A 17416-nucleotide genomic window follows, 5' to 3' on the forward strand; every position below is an offset into this window, starting at 1 on the left:
GTTGCACCCTCATGACCAGTGCCGTTAACGAGAGCCGAGGCTCCCTTTCAATTTCGAAAGCGCCGGGCGAAGCCTCTGTTGATTGCTTTCGAGAATCTCTGTTGCTTGTTCTGCACTTGGCGCACCGGCCGCGAGCAGAATTGCAGATTTGACAGACCCGCCGCTTGCCTCGAGCAGCCTTGCCGCATCGCTGATGTCGCAGGCGCTAATGGCAGATACTATGCGTGCCGCCCGCTCGCGCAGCTTGATATTGTCCGCGGTAAGGTTGACCATGTAGCCGTCGTGTACATGACCGAGATGAACAGCCATCAATGTCGACAGCAGATTGAGCGCAATTTTCTGGGCAGTACCTGCCCCCATGCGCGTCGACCCGGCGACCATCTCCGGCGGGGTTGGTAGCGTGATAGCCACATCCGCAAGACTGAACAGCGGAACATCCGGATTGTTGGCGATTGATATGATCTTCAGACCGCGGTTTGTAGCCTCGTCGATTGCCGCCAGTGCATAGGGCGTCGAACCGCTGGCCGAAATCGCGATCAGGCAATCACCCTCTGCAAGTCCGGCAGCAGCAATGTCTCTCGCCGCCTGGGCAGTGTCATCTTCGTAAGTGCCGGCGAGGCGATTGAGGCTGGCAACGCCGCCAGCGAGCAGGATAACGATGCGATCTGGGGCGATGCCATATGTACCCGGCAATTCGAGCGCATCCGCCAGCGCCATCAGGCCGGAACTCCCAGCCGCGGCATAAGCAAGACGGCCGCCAGCCCGAAGAGTTTCAGCGGCCAAAAGTGACGCCTTTGCGATGGAATCCGTAGCCCGGGCAACCGACGCCGCCGCCTCGACCTGTGCCTCGTACAGCAAACGCAGGATATCTTCTGGCGATCGCTCGTCCAGACCTGATGCCCTGTCATTGCGTTGCTCGGTACGGGTTGTTCCCACTGCTCTCTCCTCGTTGGGACAATTAATGCCAAAAAAATACCACTTGTCCAGCAAATCTTAAAAAATTTCCGCAATGATTTTTTAACAAGGCTTTTTATGCAATGAATTCAATGGTAAGAAGGAAATCCTGAAAAAGCGGAAATTAATGCTTGGATATTGGTATTTTATTGGTATTCTGTTTTTGGAGGATGATTGAACGTGACTTATCTCCTGGGAATTGATGGTGGTGGAACGGGCTGCAGGGCGGCGCTGGCTGACATGAACGGCCAGGTTCTGGGTACCGGCAAGAGCGGTTCGGCTAACATCATGACCGACATGAATACCGCACGCCTCAACATTCTGGACGCCACGGAAGCAGCGCTGGCCGATGCTCGGATCGACCACTCGGCGATCCCCTCTCTATCGGCCGTTCTTGGTCTTGCCGGTGCAAATGTCGGGAGCAATGCCGCCCAGCTTCAAGCCATGCTGCCTTTCAGGAATTCGCTTGTTTATTCTGACGGCGTTATCGCGCTACAGGGCGCACTCGGCGACCATGACGGAACAGTGGTCATCCTTGGAACCGGCTCGGCCTATGTAACCCGGGTTGGAAGCGATATCCGTTTTGCGGGCGGCTGGGGATTCAAGGTCAGTGATCTCGGCGGTGGCGCTCGGCTAGGCCGCGATCTACTCGAAGAGACGTTGCTCGCCTATGATAAATTCCACCCCTCGTCGCCGTTGACCGAGGCGATCATGGAACGGTTTGGTGGCAATCCGCATCGCATTGTCCAGTTCGCTCATTCGGCGCGCCCAAGCGATTTTGGTTCGTTTGCGCCAATGGTGTTCGAGTATGCATCGCAGAAAGATGATGTTGCTCTTGCTCTCTTGCGGAAAACGATCGGCCAGATCGAAGAAGGACTGGATGCTATCACAGCGAACAACCCAACCCGCCTCTCCTTGTTGGGTGGCCTTGGCGCGCTCTATGGTCCGCTTCTATCGCCGCGATATCGGGCCCAATTGCAGACGCCTCTCAACGACGCACTCACCGGAGCGGTCCAATTGGCGGCACAGAATTTTGCTTCGAAAGTCACGGAGACCGTCCATGGCTGATGGTTTGATCGATATCTTGCCTTCACTCAATGACGGCTCGGCCGCCGGCGGTCCGCTTTATGTGAAACTCCAGCGCCTCATCGAAAATGCCGTCCGGGATGGGATGCTGCATCCGGGAGATGCCTTGCCACCCGAGCGCGAGCTTGCGGCCATGGCCGACATATCGCGCGTCACGGTGCGGAAAGCGGTCCAAGGTCTCGTGAATAGCGGGCTGCTCGTACAGCGACATGGCTCCGGCACATTCGTTGCACCGCGTTCCGAACGTGTTGAACAGTCGCTGTCACATCTGACATCGTTCACCGAGGACATGGCCCGTCGCGGCATGATCGTCCGTTCGACATGGCTTGATCGCGGCATATATGCGCCCTCGCCGGAAGAGATGGTCACGCTCGGCCTTTCGTCCGGCGAGAAGGTGGCACGCATCAGCCGTCTGCGCGTTGCCAACGAGACACCAATGGCAATAGAGCGCGCGGCACTGTCGATCCATGTTCTGCCCAACCCTGAATTGGTCACGCTGTCGCTTTACGCCGTGCTGGCAGAAAGCGGAAATCGGCCGGTCAGGGCAATCCAGCGCATTTCTGCAGCCATATTGAAAGAGAATGATGCTAAATTGCTGCAGGTTCCCGCTGGCTCGGCCAGTCTGAACATCGAGCGCATATCCTATCTGGAATCGGGCAAAGTGATCGAATTCACCAAATCGATCTATCGGGCCGACGCCTATGAATTTGTCGCCGAACTGAAACTCGGCGATTCTTCGGAAATATCAGGAGCAGTGCTTTGACAACCAAAACAACCCTCATGCGGGAAGAAATTCTGTCCATTCCCGCGGTCACGGCGCGATTTCTCGATGCCTCACGCGACACGCTTGCAGCGGCAGGCGCGAAGTTGCGCGAGAAGGACCCGCCATTTCTGGCATCGATCGCCCGGGGTTCGTCCGATCATGTCAGCGCCTTCCTGAAATATTCGAGCGAGCTAACTGCGGGCATTCCCGTTGCCTCGCTCGGTCCCTCAGTCGCATCGATCTATGGTGTCACGCTGAAGCTCGGCAGCGCGGCAACATTGTCGATCTCGCAATCCGGCAAAAGCCCAGACATTGTCAGCATGACCAAGGCGGCCAGTGAAAGCGGCGCGCTGACTATAGCCATCACGAATGTCATCAATTCCGACCTTGCCAATGCAAGTGATTTTCCCATCGATATCCTGGCCGGTCCCGAACGCAGCGTCGCCGCAACGAAGTCCTTTGTCAGTTCGGCCGTTGCCGGTCTGGCGCTCATCGGCCATTGGACCGAAGACAAGCAACTGCTTGCTGCAATCGACGCTCTTCCCACCGCCCTGGAAAAAGCGGTCGACTGTGACTGGTCGCCCTTCGCCACCACTTTGAAGGATGAAAATTCTCTCTTCGTGCTCGGACGCGGCCCGTCGCTTGCAATTTCGAACGAGGTCGCGCTGAAATTCAAGGAAACGAGTGCAGTTCATGCCGAGTCCTACAGCGCGGCAGAAGTCATGCACGGCCCGAAAGCCATAGTCGGGAAAGGCTTTCCAGTCCTGGTTCTGGCCGCGCGTGACGCCGCCGAAGACTCGATCATTGAGTCTGCCAACCGTCTCGCCGAACAGGGCGCAGCCGTATTCGTCACATCGGCAAAGCCCTCGAAGGCAACGGCCGTGCCCTTTGTCGCAACGTCGCATCCTTTGACCGATCCACTGGCTTTGCTCGTGTCGTTCTATGCGTTCGTGGAAGCCTTTGCCCGCAGCCGGGGACTGAATCCGGATGAACCTCCGCATTTGAGAAAAGTGACCGAGACGATATGAGTTCACCATACGCACTCACCGGCGCCGAGATATTCGACGGCGAGAACTGGCATGCCAATTCGGCGCTCATCGTAGACGGCGGAGTTGTCCAAAGCTTGACTGCAAATTCGGACCTGCCTGCCGGACTTCGCCAGGTCGCGTTGAGGGGCGGCAAGCTCGTGCCGGGCTTCATCGACCTCCAGGTCAATGGCGGCGGCGGTGTGCTTCTCAACGACGGCCCGAGCGTCGATGTCATCCGCACCATATGCGACGCGCATTTTGCCTTTGGCACCACTGCCCTACTCCCGACCCTGATCACCGATACGCCGCAGATCACCACCGCCGCACTTGCCGCCGGCAAGGCCGCAGCGCAGGAAAAGGTTACAGGTTTCATCGGGCTGCATATCGAGGGGCCGCACCTTTCCCTGACGCATAAGGGCACACACGATCCCAAACTGATCAGGCCAATGGACGATGCCGATTTCATGGCTCTTATCGAGGCGGTGCAGGAAGTGCCGGTTCTCCTGACCACCGTTGCTCCGGAAACAGTTCCCATAGAAAAGATCCGGGCGCTGACTGATGCCGGCGTGATCGTCAGCCTCGGCCACAGCGGCGCTTCCTATGAAGTCGCCATGGCGGCAAAGGATGCAGGCGCAACCATGGTGACGCATCTTTTCAATGCAATGAGCCAGCTTGGCCATCGCAGTCCGGGCGTTGTCGGAGCAGTATTGCAATCGGGCGAATTGTCCGCAGGACTGATCGCCGATGGATTTCACGTCGACAAGGCCTCCATGGCGATCGCACTACGTGCAAAACAGGGACCATCGAAGATATTCCTCGTCACCGACGCCATGTCTACGATCGGCACAGACATTACCTCGTTCACCCTGAACGGCCGCAAGATCACCCGCGCCGGAGGCCGCCTGACTCTGGAAGACGGCACGCTCGCCGGTGCCGATCTCGACATGATTTCCGCCGTCCGCTTCGTTCACCGCGATCTCGGACTGCCCCTCGGTGAGGCGCTGCGCATGGCCTCGCTCTATCCGGCGGAAAGCATCCGCATCGATCACCGCTATGGCCGGCTTGCTGCGGGTTATGTGGCCAATATCGTCCACCTCGACAACGAGCTCGATGTCAATCACGTCTGGATCGATGGAGACGTGCATTACGCTCGTTGACGCCGCAAACCGATTGGCCATATTCATAATCTTCAATGAGTTGGAGAATTGGAATGGCCAAGGACGCGCTGATCGTCGTTGATGTGCAGAACGATTTCTGTCCGGGTGGCGCACTTGGAGTGGAAGCCGGCCATGAGATCGTTCCGATCATCAACAGGCTAATGGTACGGTTCGACCACGTTATCATCACGCAGGATTGGCACCCGGCTGGCCATTCAAGCTTCGCCTCATCGCATCCCGGCAAGGCGCCATTCGAATCGATCATGATGCCCTATGGCGAGCAAACGCTATGGCCAGAGCACTGTATCCAAGGCTCGGTCGGTGCGGATTTCCATCACGACCTGGATTGGACAAAGGCTGAACTGGTGATCCGCAAGGGTTTCAGGCCGCATGTCGACAGCTATTCGGCATTTTTCGAAAACGACCACAAGACTCCTACCGGCCTCGCCGGCTATCTGAGGGAACGCAAGATCACCAACGTAACCTTCGCCGGTCTTGCAACAGATTATTGCGTCGCCTACTCCGCACTCGACGCAGTTGAACATGGTTTTGCCGCCGATGTTCTCCTCGATGCATGTCGTGGAATCGACCTTGGCGGTTCACTCGCAGCGATGATCACGAAAATGCGCAAGGCAGGCGTCACGCTGATCTAATCAGCCTCGAAAATGAACAGCTGCGCAATTTTCCACAGTCCCGTCGGGCTTAAGTCATAAGCTTGTTGTTTCTTTGTCACAAAATGGGAATACTGCCCTCAAGCGCACTTCAGATGACGCCTTATCATGGGAGATTGAAATGACCTATCGCGGTACCCGCTTGAGCCTTGCTCTTGGCATTATGCTCGCTTCATCCACTTCATCCTTTGCCCTCACGGAAATCAGCTGGTGGCACGCAATGACTGGCGCCAACAACGAGGTTGTTGAAACGCTGTCCAAGGAATTCAATGAAAGCCAGAGCGACTACAAGGTCGTTCCGGTATTCAAGGGAACCTATCCCGAAACGCTCAATGCCGGCATCGCCGCATTCCGCGCCAAGCAGGCACCCGATATCATGCAGGTATTCGATGCAGGGACCGGGGTGATGATGGGTGCTCAAGGCGCGATCAAACCGGTCGCGGATATCTTGTCGATGGGCGGCACGAAGTTCGACAAGAGCCTCTATTTGCCTGGCATCGTCTCCTACTACTCGAAGCCGGACGGCACGATGCTGTCCTTCCCCTATAATAGCTCCTCACCGATCCTTTATTACAACAAGGATATCTTCAAGAAGGCGGGACTTGACGAAAACAACCCGCCAAAGACCTGGCCGGAAGTCTGGGAAGCAGCAAAGAAGATCAAGACCAGCGGTGCAGCAAATTGCGGTTTTACCTCGACGTGGCTGACCTGGATCCATACGGAAAACTTTGCGGCCTGGAACGATCTTTCGTTCGGCAGCAACGAGAACGGAATTGCCGGCACCGATGTCGAATTGAAGATCAACTCACCGATTTTCGTCAAGCACTTCCAGGAACTGGCTGACCTCGCCAAGGACGGTACATTCCGCTACGGTGGGCGCACTTCGGAAGCCAAGCAGCTGTTTATCTCCGGCGAATGCGGTATCTTCACCGAATCCTCAGGTGGCCTTGGCGATGTGATCAAGTCGGGGATGAACTACGGCACAGGTCAGTTGCCGTACGAACCGGAAGCCAAGGGTGCTCCGCAAAACACCATACCGGGCGGCGCCAGCCTCTGGGTATTCGCGGGCAAGAGTGACGAACAGTACAAGGGCGTCGCAGCATTCTTCAATTTCCTGTCGAAGACCGAGATCCAGGCCCGCCTGCATCAGGTTTCGGGTTATCTGCCAGTGACGCTGGCGGCCTATGAGGAAACGAAGAAATCCGGCTTCTACGACAAGAACCCTGCCCGCGAGATTCCGATCAAGCAGATGATGGGTAAGGCTCCGACGGAAAACTCCAAAGGCGTTCGCCTCGTGAACCTGCCGCAGGTTCGCGACATCGAAAATGAAGAGTATGAAAACATGCTGGCAGGCAAACAGACAGCCCAGCAGGCCCTCGACAATGCCGTCAAGCGCGGCAACGCTGCCATCAAGCAGGCCATCGGCCAGTAATCATCCCCTCATGACCGCCCTGTCCGTACCCAATACGGACAGGGCAATTTTTTCGCGAGGCATTCATGGCATCGTCAACGCGCGTCACTTTTCCAAACAAGCTTCTGCCTTATCTTCTGTTGGCACCGCAGCTCGCCATCACGGCGATTTTCTTTTACTGGCCCGCATCGCAGGCGATCTACCAGTCTGTCCTGCGAGAGGATCCATTTGGACTGTCGACGCAGTTTGTCGGCCTCGATAATTTCAGGCGCGTCATCAGCGATCCGAATTATGTCAATTCGCTTCAGGTGACAGTGATCTTTTCCGTCGCCACCGCGCTTATTGCTATGGCTCTTGCCCTGCTCCTCGCCGTCATGGCCGACAAGGTCATCCGCGGCAAAGGCATCTATCGGACATTGCTGATCTGGCCCTATGCAGTTGCGCCAGCTATTGCTGGCATGCTCTGGCTCTTCCTGTTCAACCCATCGATGGGAACGCTGGCCTACCTGGTCCGCTCGGCCGGATATAACTGGGATCCGCTGCTCAATGGCGACCAGGCCATGGTGCTGGTCGTATCCGCCGCGGCGTGGAAGCAGATAAGCTACAATTTCCTGTTTTTCGTCGCTGGGTTGCAGTCGATTCCGAAATCACTGATCGAAGCCGCCGCGATCGATGGTGCAGGCGAGACCAAGCGCTTCTGGACCATTATCTTTCCGCTGCTCGCTCCGACAACATTCTTCCTGCTGGTCGTCAACACGGTCTACGCGTTCTTCGACACATTCGGTATCATCCACGCCGTCACTGGAGGCGGCCCGGGCAAGGCGACGGAAACGCTGGTCTACAAGGTCTACAATGATGGCTTTGTAAATCTTATCCTCGGCGACTCTGCGGCGCAGTCAGTGATCCTGATGATCATCGTCATCGGCCTCACAGCGATCCAATTCCGCTACGTCGAACGCAAAGTCCATTACGGCTGAGGTGGAAACATGATCCAGAACAACCCCATCGGCCGGTTTATTGCGCACATCATCCTGATTATTGGCATCATGATCGTCGCGTTTCCGATCTATTATACCTTCGTGGCCTCGACGCAGTCGCTGCAGGAGATCATGCGGCCGCCCCTTTCACTGCTTCCCGGGAACCACTTCTGGGAAAATTATTCGGCCGCCCTCTTCGGTGGCGTCGGTCGGATAGGCGGCGTCGGGGTCGATCGCCTGCTTTTCAACACGATCGTCATGGCGCTCGCGATCGCCGTCGGTAAGATCGCGATCTCGATCCTGTCAGCCTACGCGATCGTCTTCTTCCGTTTTCCCGGCCGCATGATCTTCTTCTGGCTCATCTTCATCACCCTGATGCTGCCAGTCGAAGTCCGCATCCTGCCGACTTACAAGGTCATGGTTGATCTCGGTCTGATCGACACCTATACGGGGCTGACACTGCCGTTGATGGCATCAGCAACGGCGACGCTGCTCTTCCGCCAATTCTTCATGACCATCCCCGGCGAGTTGGTCGAGGCTGCCCGCGTCGATGGGGCCGGTCCGTGGCGCTTCTTCAAGGACATCCTCCTGCCCTTGTCCAAGACCAATATCGCCGCACTGTTCGTGATCCTCTTCATCTATGGCTGGACGCAATATCTCTGGCCGTTACTGATGACCAACCGCAATGACATGACGACCATTGTCATCGGCCTGCGCAAAATGATCTCCTTCGCCGATGCAGATACCGAATGGCATCTGGTGATGGTCACCTGCATTCTCGCCATTGTTCCCCCGATCCTCGTTGTCATGCTGATGCAACGCTGGTTTGTGCGCGGGCTGGTCGAAACGGAGAAATGAAATGGCAAATGTAGAATTGACCAACGTCCGCAAGGTCTATGGGAATTCGGTCGAAGCGGTCAAAGGCGTCAATATTGCCATTGAGGATGGCGCACTATGCGTGCTCGTTGGTCCTTCCGGCTGCGGAAAGTCAACGCTGTTGCGCATGATCGCTGGGCTCGAATCGATCACCGACGGCACGGTCAAGATCGAGAACGCAGTGGTCAATAATCTCGGACCAGCCGAGCGCGACATCGCCATGGTGTTCCAGAACTATGCGCTCTACCCGCACATGAAGGTTTACGACAACATGGCCTACGGACTGCGCAACCGCGGCATGCCCAAGGACCAGATCGACAAACGCGTCAGAGAAGCCGCGCAAACACTTGAATTGACTCACCTACTGGAGCGCCGTCCCAAGGAACTTTCTGGCGGCCAGCGCCAGCGCGTTGCCATGGGGCGAGCCATTGTCCGCAACCCCAAGGTTTTCCTATTTGACGAACCTCTGTCCAATCTTGATGCCAAACTGCGTGGACAGATGCGGGTCGAAATCAAGAACCTGCAGCGCCAATTGGGGGTCACCAGCGTCTACGTGACACATGATCAGCTTGAGGCCATGACCCTAGCAGATACGCTCGTCGTCATGAATTCCGGCTCGGTCGAACAGATCGGTGCACCACTTGATATCTATGAAAAACCGGCAAGCACGTTCGTTGCAAGTTTCATCGGGGCCCCGCCCATGAACCTCGTCCACGTTACCGCGGACAATACCGGCCTCATCCTGAAGGATGGGACACATATCGGCGCTGAAGGACTGACAGTCCCAACGACCGGAGCAGTCATTGGCTTCCGGCCGGAAGACCTGGAGGTCGCAGCTGGACATGAAAAGCACATTGGTGGATTGCAGCTCGACCTGAAGGTTTTGGGTGTAGAGCCGGTGGGCGCGGAAAGCTATGTCTACGGCGTGGTCGGCGGCGAACGCGTCGTGGTTCGCGTGGCCGGCCGTTCTCCGTCACAGACCGGCGATCATTTGCGGGTGATCATCCCCAAGGAAAAGCTGCACTTGTTTGGCGCAGATGGAAAAAGGATCCCACCCGCATAGGGTGAGATCCAGCCTTGAATCCAGAGTTACCAGCTTGGGACAGCGGCGCCCTTGTATTTGTCGACGATGAACTGCTTCACCGGATCCGAATGATAGGATTCGATCAACGTCTTGACCCAAGGCTTGTCCTTGTCGGCCGTGCGAACAGCGATGAGATTGATGTACGGAGCCTTCTCGCCTTCCTTGAGGATGGTGCCGTTCATCGGATCAAGTCCGGCCTCGAGCGCATAATTGGTGTTGATCGCAGCGGCATCCACGTCATCGATAGAACGTGGCAACTGCGCGGCATCGAGTTCGACGAACTTGAAGTTCTTCTTGTTCTCCGTAATGTCTGCCGTTGTGACCTTGAGGCCGACGCCCTCCTTCAGCTTGATCGCGCCCTTGTCAGCAAGGATCAGAAGGGCACGACCGCCATTCGTCGGATCGTTCGGGATCGCGATGGTCGCGTCATCGGCCAATTCATCGAAGCTCTTCACCTTCTTCGAATAGACGCCCATCGGGAAATTGACCGTATAGGCTACATCGACAAGATCGAACTTGCGGTCAGCAATCTGGTTGTCGAGATAGGGCTTGTGCTGGAAAGAATTGGCATCAAGTTCGCCATCGTTCAGCGCCTGGTTCGGAACGACATAATCCGAAAACTCAAAGATCTCGATATCCAACCCCTTCGGCTGGGCAACTTCCTTGACCTTTTCCATGATCTGCGCGTGCTCACCCGGCGTCACACCGATCTTGATCGTCTCAGCCAGTGCGCCGGTCGCACTCAATATTGCCGCCACGGCGGCGGTGGCAAGGATCTTCTTCAGCATTTCATACTCCTGTTTATTATACGAAGAACTCAGCGGGGGCGAACGCGCTTGTCGAAGCGGCGCGCAAGCCGGTCACCGGCGCTTTGAACCAGTTGGACAAGTACAATAAGCACCACGACAACGGTGGCCATGACATCTGGCATGAAGCGTTGGTAGCCATACCGAATGCCAAGATCGCCAAGGCCACCCCCGCCGACAGCGCCGACCATGGCCGAATAGCCAATCAGACTGACGATGGTCAGGGTCAGGGCTGAGGCGATGCCAGGTCGGGCTTCGGCAAGCAGCACCTTGAACACGATCTGTATCGGACTAGCACCCATGGCGCGCGCAGCCTCCGTCAGCCCCGGATCGACCTCGCGGATTGCTGTCTCGACAAGCCGCGCGACGAAGGGAATGGTCGCGATCGTCAAGGGTACGATAGCGGCGGACGTGCCTATCGAGGTTCCGGCGATGAGCCGTGTAAACGGAATGATCGCAACGACAAGGATGATGAACGGTGTCGACCGGGTGGCATTGACGATAGCGCCAAGAACCTTGTTGACCGATGGCGCAGGAAACAGCTCGCCTTTTCCGCTGGTCGCCAGAAAGACGCCTAGCGGGATGCCGAAGAGCGAACCGACCAGGCCAGCGACGACGACCATATAGAGCGTCTGTCCGGTTGCTTTGACGAGAAGCGCCAGAATATCAGCGGACATAGCCAACCACCTCCGATGCCAGGCCATGATTGGCGAGAAATTGCCTCGCTTCGGCGATTTTCGCCTCATCGGCGCGCAGGGATACGACGAGCATGCCGAACGGCCGTCCGGCGATCTCGTCAACAGCGCCCGCCAGGATGTTGACTTCAATGCCGAGATCGCTGCCAAGCCGGGCCAGCATGGGTTCTGTTGCGTTCTCGCCCTTGAAGATGACACGGAGGATCGTGCGGGAATCCGGTTCCGGTTGCTCCGTCATGCGGCTGGTCAGAAATTCCGGCAAACGCATGCCGGCGAGACCACCAAGCAGGGCACGTGTGGTTTCGTGGGCGTGGCCCGTGAAGACGTCGAATGTTGGTCCTTGCTCAACGATGCGGCCGCCATCAATCACCGCTACATGATCGGCGATAGTCTTCACCACTTCCATCTCATGCGTGATCAAAAGGACGGTCAGGTCGAGTTCCTTGTTGATCTGCTTGAGCAGGGCAAGGATTGAGCGCGTCGTTTCCGGATCAAGCGCCGAGGTTGCCTCGTCGGAAAGCAGAAGCTTCGGCTCCGTGGCGAGTGCGCGGGCAATACCGATACGCTGCTTCTGCCCCCCGGACAGTTCGGATGGATACCGGTCGCGCTTGTCGGAAAGGCCGACCAGGTCGAGGAGTGGCGCGACACGTTTTTCGATCGACTGCCGGTCTACCCCGGCAATTTCCAGCGGCAGGGCAATATTGTCGAAGGCAGTGCGCGAGGAAAGCAGGTTGAAATGCTGAAAGATCATGCCGATCGAGCGGCGCACGGAACGCAGATTTTTCTCATCCAGCCCGGCGACGTCGACACCATCAACCAGGACGCGGCCGGAACTTGGCTTCTCCAGGCCGTTGACGAGGCGGATCAGCGTGGATTTGCCGGCACCTGAACGACCGATAATGCCGGTCACCGAACCGCGCGGAACAACGAGGTCGATACTGTCCAGCGCGATCACTTCCGCACTGGAACGGGCCGCCGCAAAGCGCTTGGAAACACATTCGAAAGCGACCATCGGGTTCGCTGACTTGTGCACCTGCGGTTCATCATTCGCAGCCATGTTGAGTGGGTTTTTCACCCTGTTCGTTATAATCGCCATGTTCATTTGCGGTGCTCGCACAACCGCCCTGTTGTCTTTTTGCGACCGTCTATACAGACCATCTGGGATTTTCGATAGACCTTGACAACAGGCATGAACATTTCAACGCGATTTGAGATGGATTGGAGAATGCGGCCAAAGGTGCCGCCGCGACGCCGACAATAGGAAATGTTCCGCGGGCCGGACACATCCGGCGTTCCATATTTGGCGTCATTCTGAAAATGTTATTCCAAAACGAAGGCCGACAGTGTTGCATTCAACCCGGCATACTCGCAAGCCACCGAGTTCTGGAATGAACGGTGCGACCGCCTTCTACGTAACGGAGAATCGATCGATGACCCACAACCACGTTCCGTCACTTTGCCGCCGCGCCACCTCGGCGGTGACGCTGCCATCGGGGAGGTGGGTTGAAGTCAGCGCCAAGTCGCCACTGACAACAGCCGGACTCTGGATTCCGGCTGCAAATTTTTTGCCCCGTTGCAGTGATATCCGCGAACAAGGCGCGGATTGCTTCTCTCCCGACCGTCAATGGCCCCTCGCCGTTGTTCGGCATTTGGCTCAAATAGCGCCGCCATCCCGTCAACGTCGCCGATCCACTGTCGGGCGATAAGCAGGCGCTCCAGATCCTGAGGATTTCGCGCCGGCTCACGCTGTGCTTCATCGGTCATGGTGGCATCCTCCGCGTCGATCCAGTCAAACTGTGACACTAACCGAAGCCGCCGATGGTTTCGACCGATCGATTCACACCGGAGAAGGCCTAAGCGGCCCGATACCGGTCAAGCCAATGAGCGTAGGGCGCCGGAAGCACCGAAGCAGGGTTCTCGACGCCAAGTTCCTTGGCAGCCTTGTAGGGCCAATGTGGATCATTGAGAAGCGGCCGCGCCAGCATGACCAGATCAACTGAGCCGTCACGTACCAGCCCATCCGCCTGTTGAGGTGTGCTTATGTACCATGAGGTGGAGGCCGGAAGAGCGGCTTCGCGACGCACCCGGGCCGCAACTGGACCAAGGAATGCCGGACCCCAAGGGATATTCGCCTTGCCGAGTGAGAAACCCATGCTGACATCGATGAAGTCAAGCCCATTGGCCTTCATCTGCCTGACGAGTTCAATCGCCTCGCTCAGCGTCTCTTCGTCATTGCCATCGAACTCGATGACACCAAGACGTGCCGCCAAAGGGAGATTTTCCGGCCAGACTGAACGTACAGCGCGAAGCGTCTCAAGAATGAAGCGGCTACGGTTTTCAAGGCTGCCGCCATATTCGTCGGTGCGATGGTTCGAGTGCTTCGATAGAAAACTCTGCGCCAAATAGCCATGGGCGAAATGCAATTCCAGCCATTGGAAGCCACTCGCCAGAGCTCGTTTGGCGCTGTCCACGAAAGCTTGTCTCACGCGTTCGATGTCCGTCTTCGTCATCTCATGCGGAACTTTTGAAAGACCTCCGCCATAGGCAATTGCAGACGGTGCAATCGTCTCCCAACCACGTGGATCGCCCGCGCGGATATGATCGTCACCTTCCCAGGGGCGATTTGCGCTGGCCTTGCGACCGGCATGGCCGATCTGGATGCCCGGTACGGCGCCTGCGTTCTTGATGAGTTGGACGGATGGAGCCAGCGCTGCGGCCTGTTCGTCATTCCACAGGCCAAGGCAGTTCGGCGTGATGCGCCCTTCCGGCGAAACGCCTGTCACCTCCATGACCAACAGACCCAACCCGCCGCGCGCCAATGCTCCAAGGTGCACCCGGTGCCAGTCATTGATCATTCCATCTGTTGCGGAATACTGGCACATGGGCGATGCGGCAATCCGGTTGCGAAGTGTCACATCCTTCAGCACGAAGGGTTCGAAAAGAGAGGCCATCAATCATCACTCCAATTTGGTTCTACGGCGAATGCCAACAATGTTTTATTGTTCGATAATATTCGAACAATAGCAATACACAAAATTTTGTGCTAGGGTGGCGGTATGAGAAATTTCCGACACCCCGCTATCAGTGATATCCAGCTCGAATCCGTACTTTATGCCCTGAGTGATCCGGTTCGCTTGTCAATCGTCCGGCAATTGGCGCGCGAAGGCGAAGCGACATGCGCAGCGCTCGACGGCGGGCGTCCCAAATCCAGCATGTCTCACCATTTTCGTGTCCTGCGCGAGTGCGGCATCGTGAAGACCCGCAACGATGGCACATCGCACATGAACGAGTTGCGCAGTGGTGATCTGAACTCTACCTTTCCTGGTTTGCTGGCCGCAATCCTTGCCGCACCGAAATGAGGGTGTCCCGGCCGCATGCAAACACTGGGTTTGAACAACCTGCAAATTTGCTCAACTCGAGATCAAAAGCAATATTTGAATGTAAAATTGCGTTATTTTAACATATACTATATGACTTGCTAATATATTCTTTATAATACTTAAGATTATGTAAAATTGTATTGATTTTCATTGCCGAAAAAGGCCAGTCCAAAAAAATACATCTTTACCGGAGTAAGCCGAACGGGCATAAAGACATTGGTAACTATTACAAAAAATGTTAAGTATATTAACCAATGCCGAACGTAAAAAAACTAACATGGGGAAACGATGAACTCACCTGCCTGAGGTCTTTGCGTGCGATTGTCCAACTTTCATACCTTTGACGCGATCCGATCCATGTTCGGAATGCGCGGGGCCATAAACCCGGCGGTCAAGCGCCGTGTCTATGCCGAACAGATGGACGTAGCCTTGAGACTGGCGCCCTTTACAGTGCTCGTTGCAATGTGTGTGGTGTTCGTTGTTTCGTTTGTATTCTGGGACCTCGGACCTCGCGTCTACCTGGCAGGAGTCGCAATCGTTGTCGCACTTCTGACGGTAGGCTCACTCATCGCCTGCTTTCAATGGTACAAAGTGCCGAAGGTCAAGGAGCTCAGCTTCGATGCGATCAAATATCTGATCATCGTATCATCGCTTTATGGCATCTGCCTCGCCAGTATTCCTTTGATGCTGTTTCTCGATGCGGACGCTTATCATCGGCTGTTGATCGCGTGTACTGCGGCCGGGTTGATGGCCACCGGTATCGGTGTGGCCGTTGTGCCTCTGGCGGCAATCGCCTATTCCGGCACGATTATCACCGGCTCCTTTTTCGCACTGGCCTCGACGGGCGAAGATTTTTTTCTTTTTATCGCCATCCTCCTGGCGTTCTACGCTCTGTTCATCCTCTTCACTATCGTTCACATGAGCAATCTCATCGTGATGCGCACTTTGGACCAGATCAAGGTTGAGCAGCAGAAGGAAGTCATCAGCCTGCTGCTGTATGATTTCGAGGAGAATGCCAGTGACTGGATATGGGAGACCGACTCGGACCTGAAACTCCAGCACACCTCCCCGCGTCTCGCCCAGATTGCCGCGAAGACGACCAAAGAGCTGCAAGGGATGCCCTTTGCGCAACTGTTCAAGATCGACCAGTCGCATGCGGAGGAAGCCGTCAAGGTCGGTTCCATCTGGCAGGCCATTGAAAACCGCACCACATTCCGAAACCACATTCTGCCGATCAACATCAAGGGCGAAACCCGCTGGTGGTCACTGACTGGCAAGGCCATCTTCGACAATGCCGGCCAGTTCGTCGGGTACAGGGGCGTTGGCTCGGACGTGACTGCCGCGAAGCAGTCGGACGATCAGCTATCCTACCTTGCACGTTATGATGTGCTGACTGATCTACCCAACCGCACGCTGTTTACGGACCAGCTCAGCCAGGCGACGAAGGACCTTGAAAAGGGTCTTCGCAGCTTTGCAGTTTTCTGTATCGATCTCGACGAGTTCAAGACCGTCAATGACAGTTTCGGCCATGGGATAGGCGACCAGCTTCTGAAACAGGTGGCGGAGCGTCTGCGCAATTCTTCCCCCGCAACCTATGTGGTTGCCCGGCTGTCTGGCGATGAATTTGCGATTCTGGCGCGGGGCGCCGACCAGGCTGCTGCGACAGAACTTGCCGAGCAACTGGTCCAAAGCATCTCACAGCCGTTCTGGATCGACGGTATCCAGATCAACATTCACATCAGCGTCGGTATTGCCATTGCGCCGACTGACAGCGTCAACGATATCATGCGCTGTGCCGACCTCGCCCTCTACCGCACCAAAAACGAAGGCCGCAACAGCTTCCGTTTCTACGAGGTCGAAATGGACGCGCGCATCGAGGCCAAACGTGCGCTCGCCATGGATCTGCGTGGTGCATTAGCCCGCGGAGAATTCATTCTGCACTTCCAGCCCATTGTCTCGGCGCAGAGCCTGAAGACAGTCGGCTTCGAAACCCTGCTTCGCTGGAAACATCCGGTGCACGGTTTCATCTCTCCGACGATCTTCATTCCGATCGCCGAAGAGACAGGCAATATCATTCCGCTTGGCGAATGGATTATTCAGGAAGCATGCCGCATTGCCGTCTCATGGCCACAGGATATTCACGTCGCCATCAACATATCTGCAATTCAGTTCCGGCACTCGGATCTCGCATCGATCGTTCGGGATGCCCTCTCCAAGAACAAGCTCAAACCAAATCGTCTGGAACTGGAAATCACAGAGTCTGTCTTCTTGGAGGCTAACGTCGCGGCGATTTCGCTGCTGCGCCAGTTCCGCGCCATGGGCGTAAGCATTGCTCTCGATGATTTCGGTACCGGCTATTCCAGCTTGAGCTATCTGCGTAAAATGCCTTTCGACAAGATCAGTAAGCGCCAAGGTCGCCCCATCTGGCGGGCGCTTTGAGGGGCCGGTATTGATGCTGGAGCAATAAGCTTCGGTGTGAATTTCTATGTCTGCTGCTATGTCTGGTGATAGAAACTTCCATATGATCG

The 17416-nt window shown here is 56.2% G+C and carries 16 protein-coding genes; 11 read left to right on the forward strand and 5 right to left on the reverse strand.

All coding sequences use genetic code 11. From position 1 onward, the window contains the following. Positions 1 to 24: 24 nt before the first annotated feature. A complete protein-coding gene (locus tag CU102_RS06995) occupies positions 25 to 936 on the reverse strand; it encodes an N-acetylmuramic acid 6-phosphate etherase (protein ID WP_106710285.1) in 912 nt (303 codons plus the stop codon). Between the two features lie 198 nt (positions 937 to 1134). Here CU102_RS06995 and CU102_RS07000 point away from each other — a divergent pair, with 198 nt between their 5' ends. The 9 genes from CU102_RS07000 (at position 1135) to ugpC (ending at position 9986) form a co-directional block, all read left to right on the forward strand. Next, positions 1135 to 2022, forward strand: a complete 888-nt coding sequence (locus tag CU102_RS07000; protein WP_106710286.1) for a glucosamine kinase nucleotide-binding domain-containing protein — start codon at positions 1135 to 1137, stop codon at positions 2020 to 2022. After that, positions 2015 to 2803, forward strand: a complete 789-nt coding sequence (locus CU102_RS07005; protein ID WP_106710287.1) for a GntR family transcriptional regulator — start codon at positions 2015 to 2017, stop codon at positions 2801 to 2803. Before CU102_RS07000 ends, CU102_RS07005 begins: the two co-directional genes overlap by 8 nt. 17 nt (positions 2804 to 2820) lie before the next feature. Next, on the forward strand, positions 2821 to 3831 hold the full coding sequence (locus tag CU102_RS07010) for an SIS domain-containing protein (RefSeq protein ID WP_106710288.1): 1011 nt from the start codon (positions 2821 to 2823) through the stop codon (positions 3829 to 3831). Continuing rightward, positions 3828 to 4988, forward strand: a complete 1161-nt coding sequence (gene nagA, locus CU102_RS07015; RefSeq protein WP_106710289.1) for an N-acetylglucosamine-6-phosphate deacetylase — start codon at positions 3828 to 3830, stop codon at positions 4986 to 4988. The genes CU102_RS07010 and nagA overlap by 4 nt, the downstream gene beginning before the upstream one ends. A gap of 53 nt (positions 4989 to 5041) precedes the next feature. Next, the gene (gene pncA, locus CU102_RS07020) at positions 5042 to 5641 is read left to right on the forward strand and encodes a bifunctional nicotinamidase/pyrazinamidase (RefSeq protein WP_106710290.1); all 600 of its coding nucleotides are present in this window, start codon (positions 5042 to 5044) and stop codon (positions 5639 to 5641) included. 139 nt (positions 5642 to 5780) lie between these two features. Beyond that, the gene (ugpB, locus tag CU102_RS07025) at positions 5781 to 7091 is read left to right on the forward strand and encodes a sn-glycerol-3-phosphate ABC transporter substrate-binding protein UgpB (protein ID WP_106710291.1); all 1311 of its coding nucleotides are present in this window, start codon (positions 5781 to 5783) and stop codon (positions 7089 to 7091) included. Positions 7092 to 7156: 65 nt separating this feature from the next. Beyond that, the gene (gene ugpA / locus CU102_RS07030) at positions 7157 to 8047 is read left to right on the forward strand and encodes a sn-glycerol-3-phosphate ABC transporter permease UgpA (RefSeq protein ID WP_106710292.1); all 891 of its coding nucleotides are present in this window, start codon (positions 7157 to 7159) and stop codon (positions 8045 to 8047) included. A gap of 9 nt (positions 8048 to 8056) precedes the next feature. Beyond that, positions 8057 to 8905, forward strand: coding sequence for a sn-glycerol-3-phosphate ABC transporter permease UgpE (gene ugpE, locus CU102_RS07035; protein ID WP_106710293.1), 849 nt, complete (start codon positions 8057 to 8059; stop codon positions 8903 to 8905). Between the two features lies 1 nt (position 8906). Continuing rightward, on the forward strand, positions 8907 to 9986 hold the full coding sequence (gene ugpC / locus CU102_RS07040) for a sn-glycerol-3-phosphate ABC transporter ATP-binding protein UgpC (RefSeq protein ID WP_106710294.1): 1080 nt from the start codon (positions 8907 to 8909) through the stop codon (positions 9984 to 9986). Between the two features lie 26 nt (positions 9987 to 10012). On the opposite strand, the gene CU102_RS07045 is transcribed toward ugpC, so the two are convergent. The 4 genes from CU102_RS07045 to CU102_RS07070 form a co-directional block, all read right to left on the reverse strand. Next, on the reverse strand, positions 10013 to 10792 hold the full coding sequence (locus tag CU102_RS07045) for a MetQ/NlpA family ABC transporter substrate-binding protein (RefSeq protein WP_106710363.1): 780 nt from the start codon (positions 10790 to 10792) through the stop codon (positions 10013 to 10015). 32 nt (positions 10793 to 10824) lie between these two features. Further along, a complete protein-coding gene (locus tag CU102_RS07050; RefSeq protein WP_106710295.1) occupies positions 10825 to 11490 on the reverse strand; it encodes a methionine ABC transporter permease in 666 nt (221 codons plus the stop codon). Further along, a complete protein-coding gene (locus tag CU102_RS07055; RefSeq protein WP_106710365.1) occupies positions 11480 to 12520 on the reverse strand; it encodes a methionine ABC transporter ATP-binding protein in 1041 nt (346 codons plus the stop codon). Before CU102_RS07055 ends, CU102_RS07050 begins: the two co-directional genes overlap by 11 nt. Before the next feature lie 841 nt (positions 12521 to 13361). Further along, complete coding sequence (locus CU102_RS07070; protein ID WP_106710297.1) at positions 13362 to 14459, reverse strand: NADH:flavin oxidoreductase/NADH oxidase; 1098 nt, start codon at positions 14457 to 14459, stop codon at positions 13362 to 13364. Positions 14460 to 14564: 105 nt separating this feature from the next. On the opposite strand from CU102_RS07070, the gene CU102_RS07075 reads away from it, so the two are divergent. Beyond that, positions 14565 to 14867, forward strand: coding sequence for an ArsR/SmtB family transcription factor (locus tag CU102_RS07075; protein WP_106710298.1), 303 nt, complete (start codon positions 14565 to 14567; stop codon positions 14865 to 14867). Between the two features lie 378 nt (positions 14868 to 15245). After that, on the forward strand, positions 15246 to 17327 hold the full coding sequence (locus CU102_RS07080; protein WP_245425246.1) for a putative bifunctional diguanylate cyclase/phosphodiesterase: 2082 nt from the start codon (positions 15246 to 15248) through the stop codon (positions 17325 to 17327). Positions 17328 to 17416 lie beyond the last annotated feature (89 nt).

This window comes from Phyllobacterium brassicacearum, assembly GCF_003010955.1.
GTDB classification, from domain to species: domain Bacteria; phylum Pseudomonadota; class Alphaproteobacteria; order Rhizobiales; family Rhizobiaceae; genus Phyllobacterium; species Phyllobacterium brassicacearum.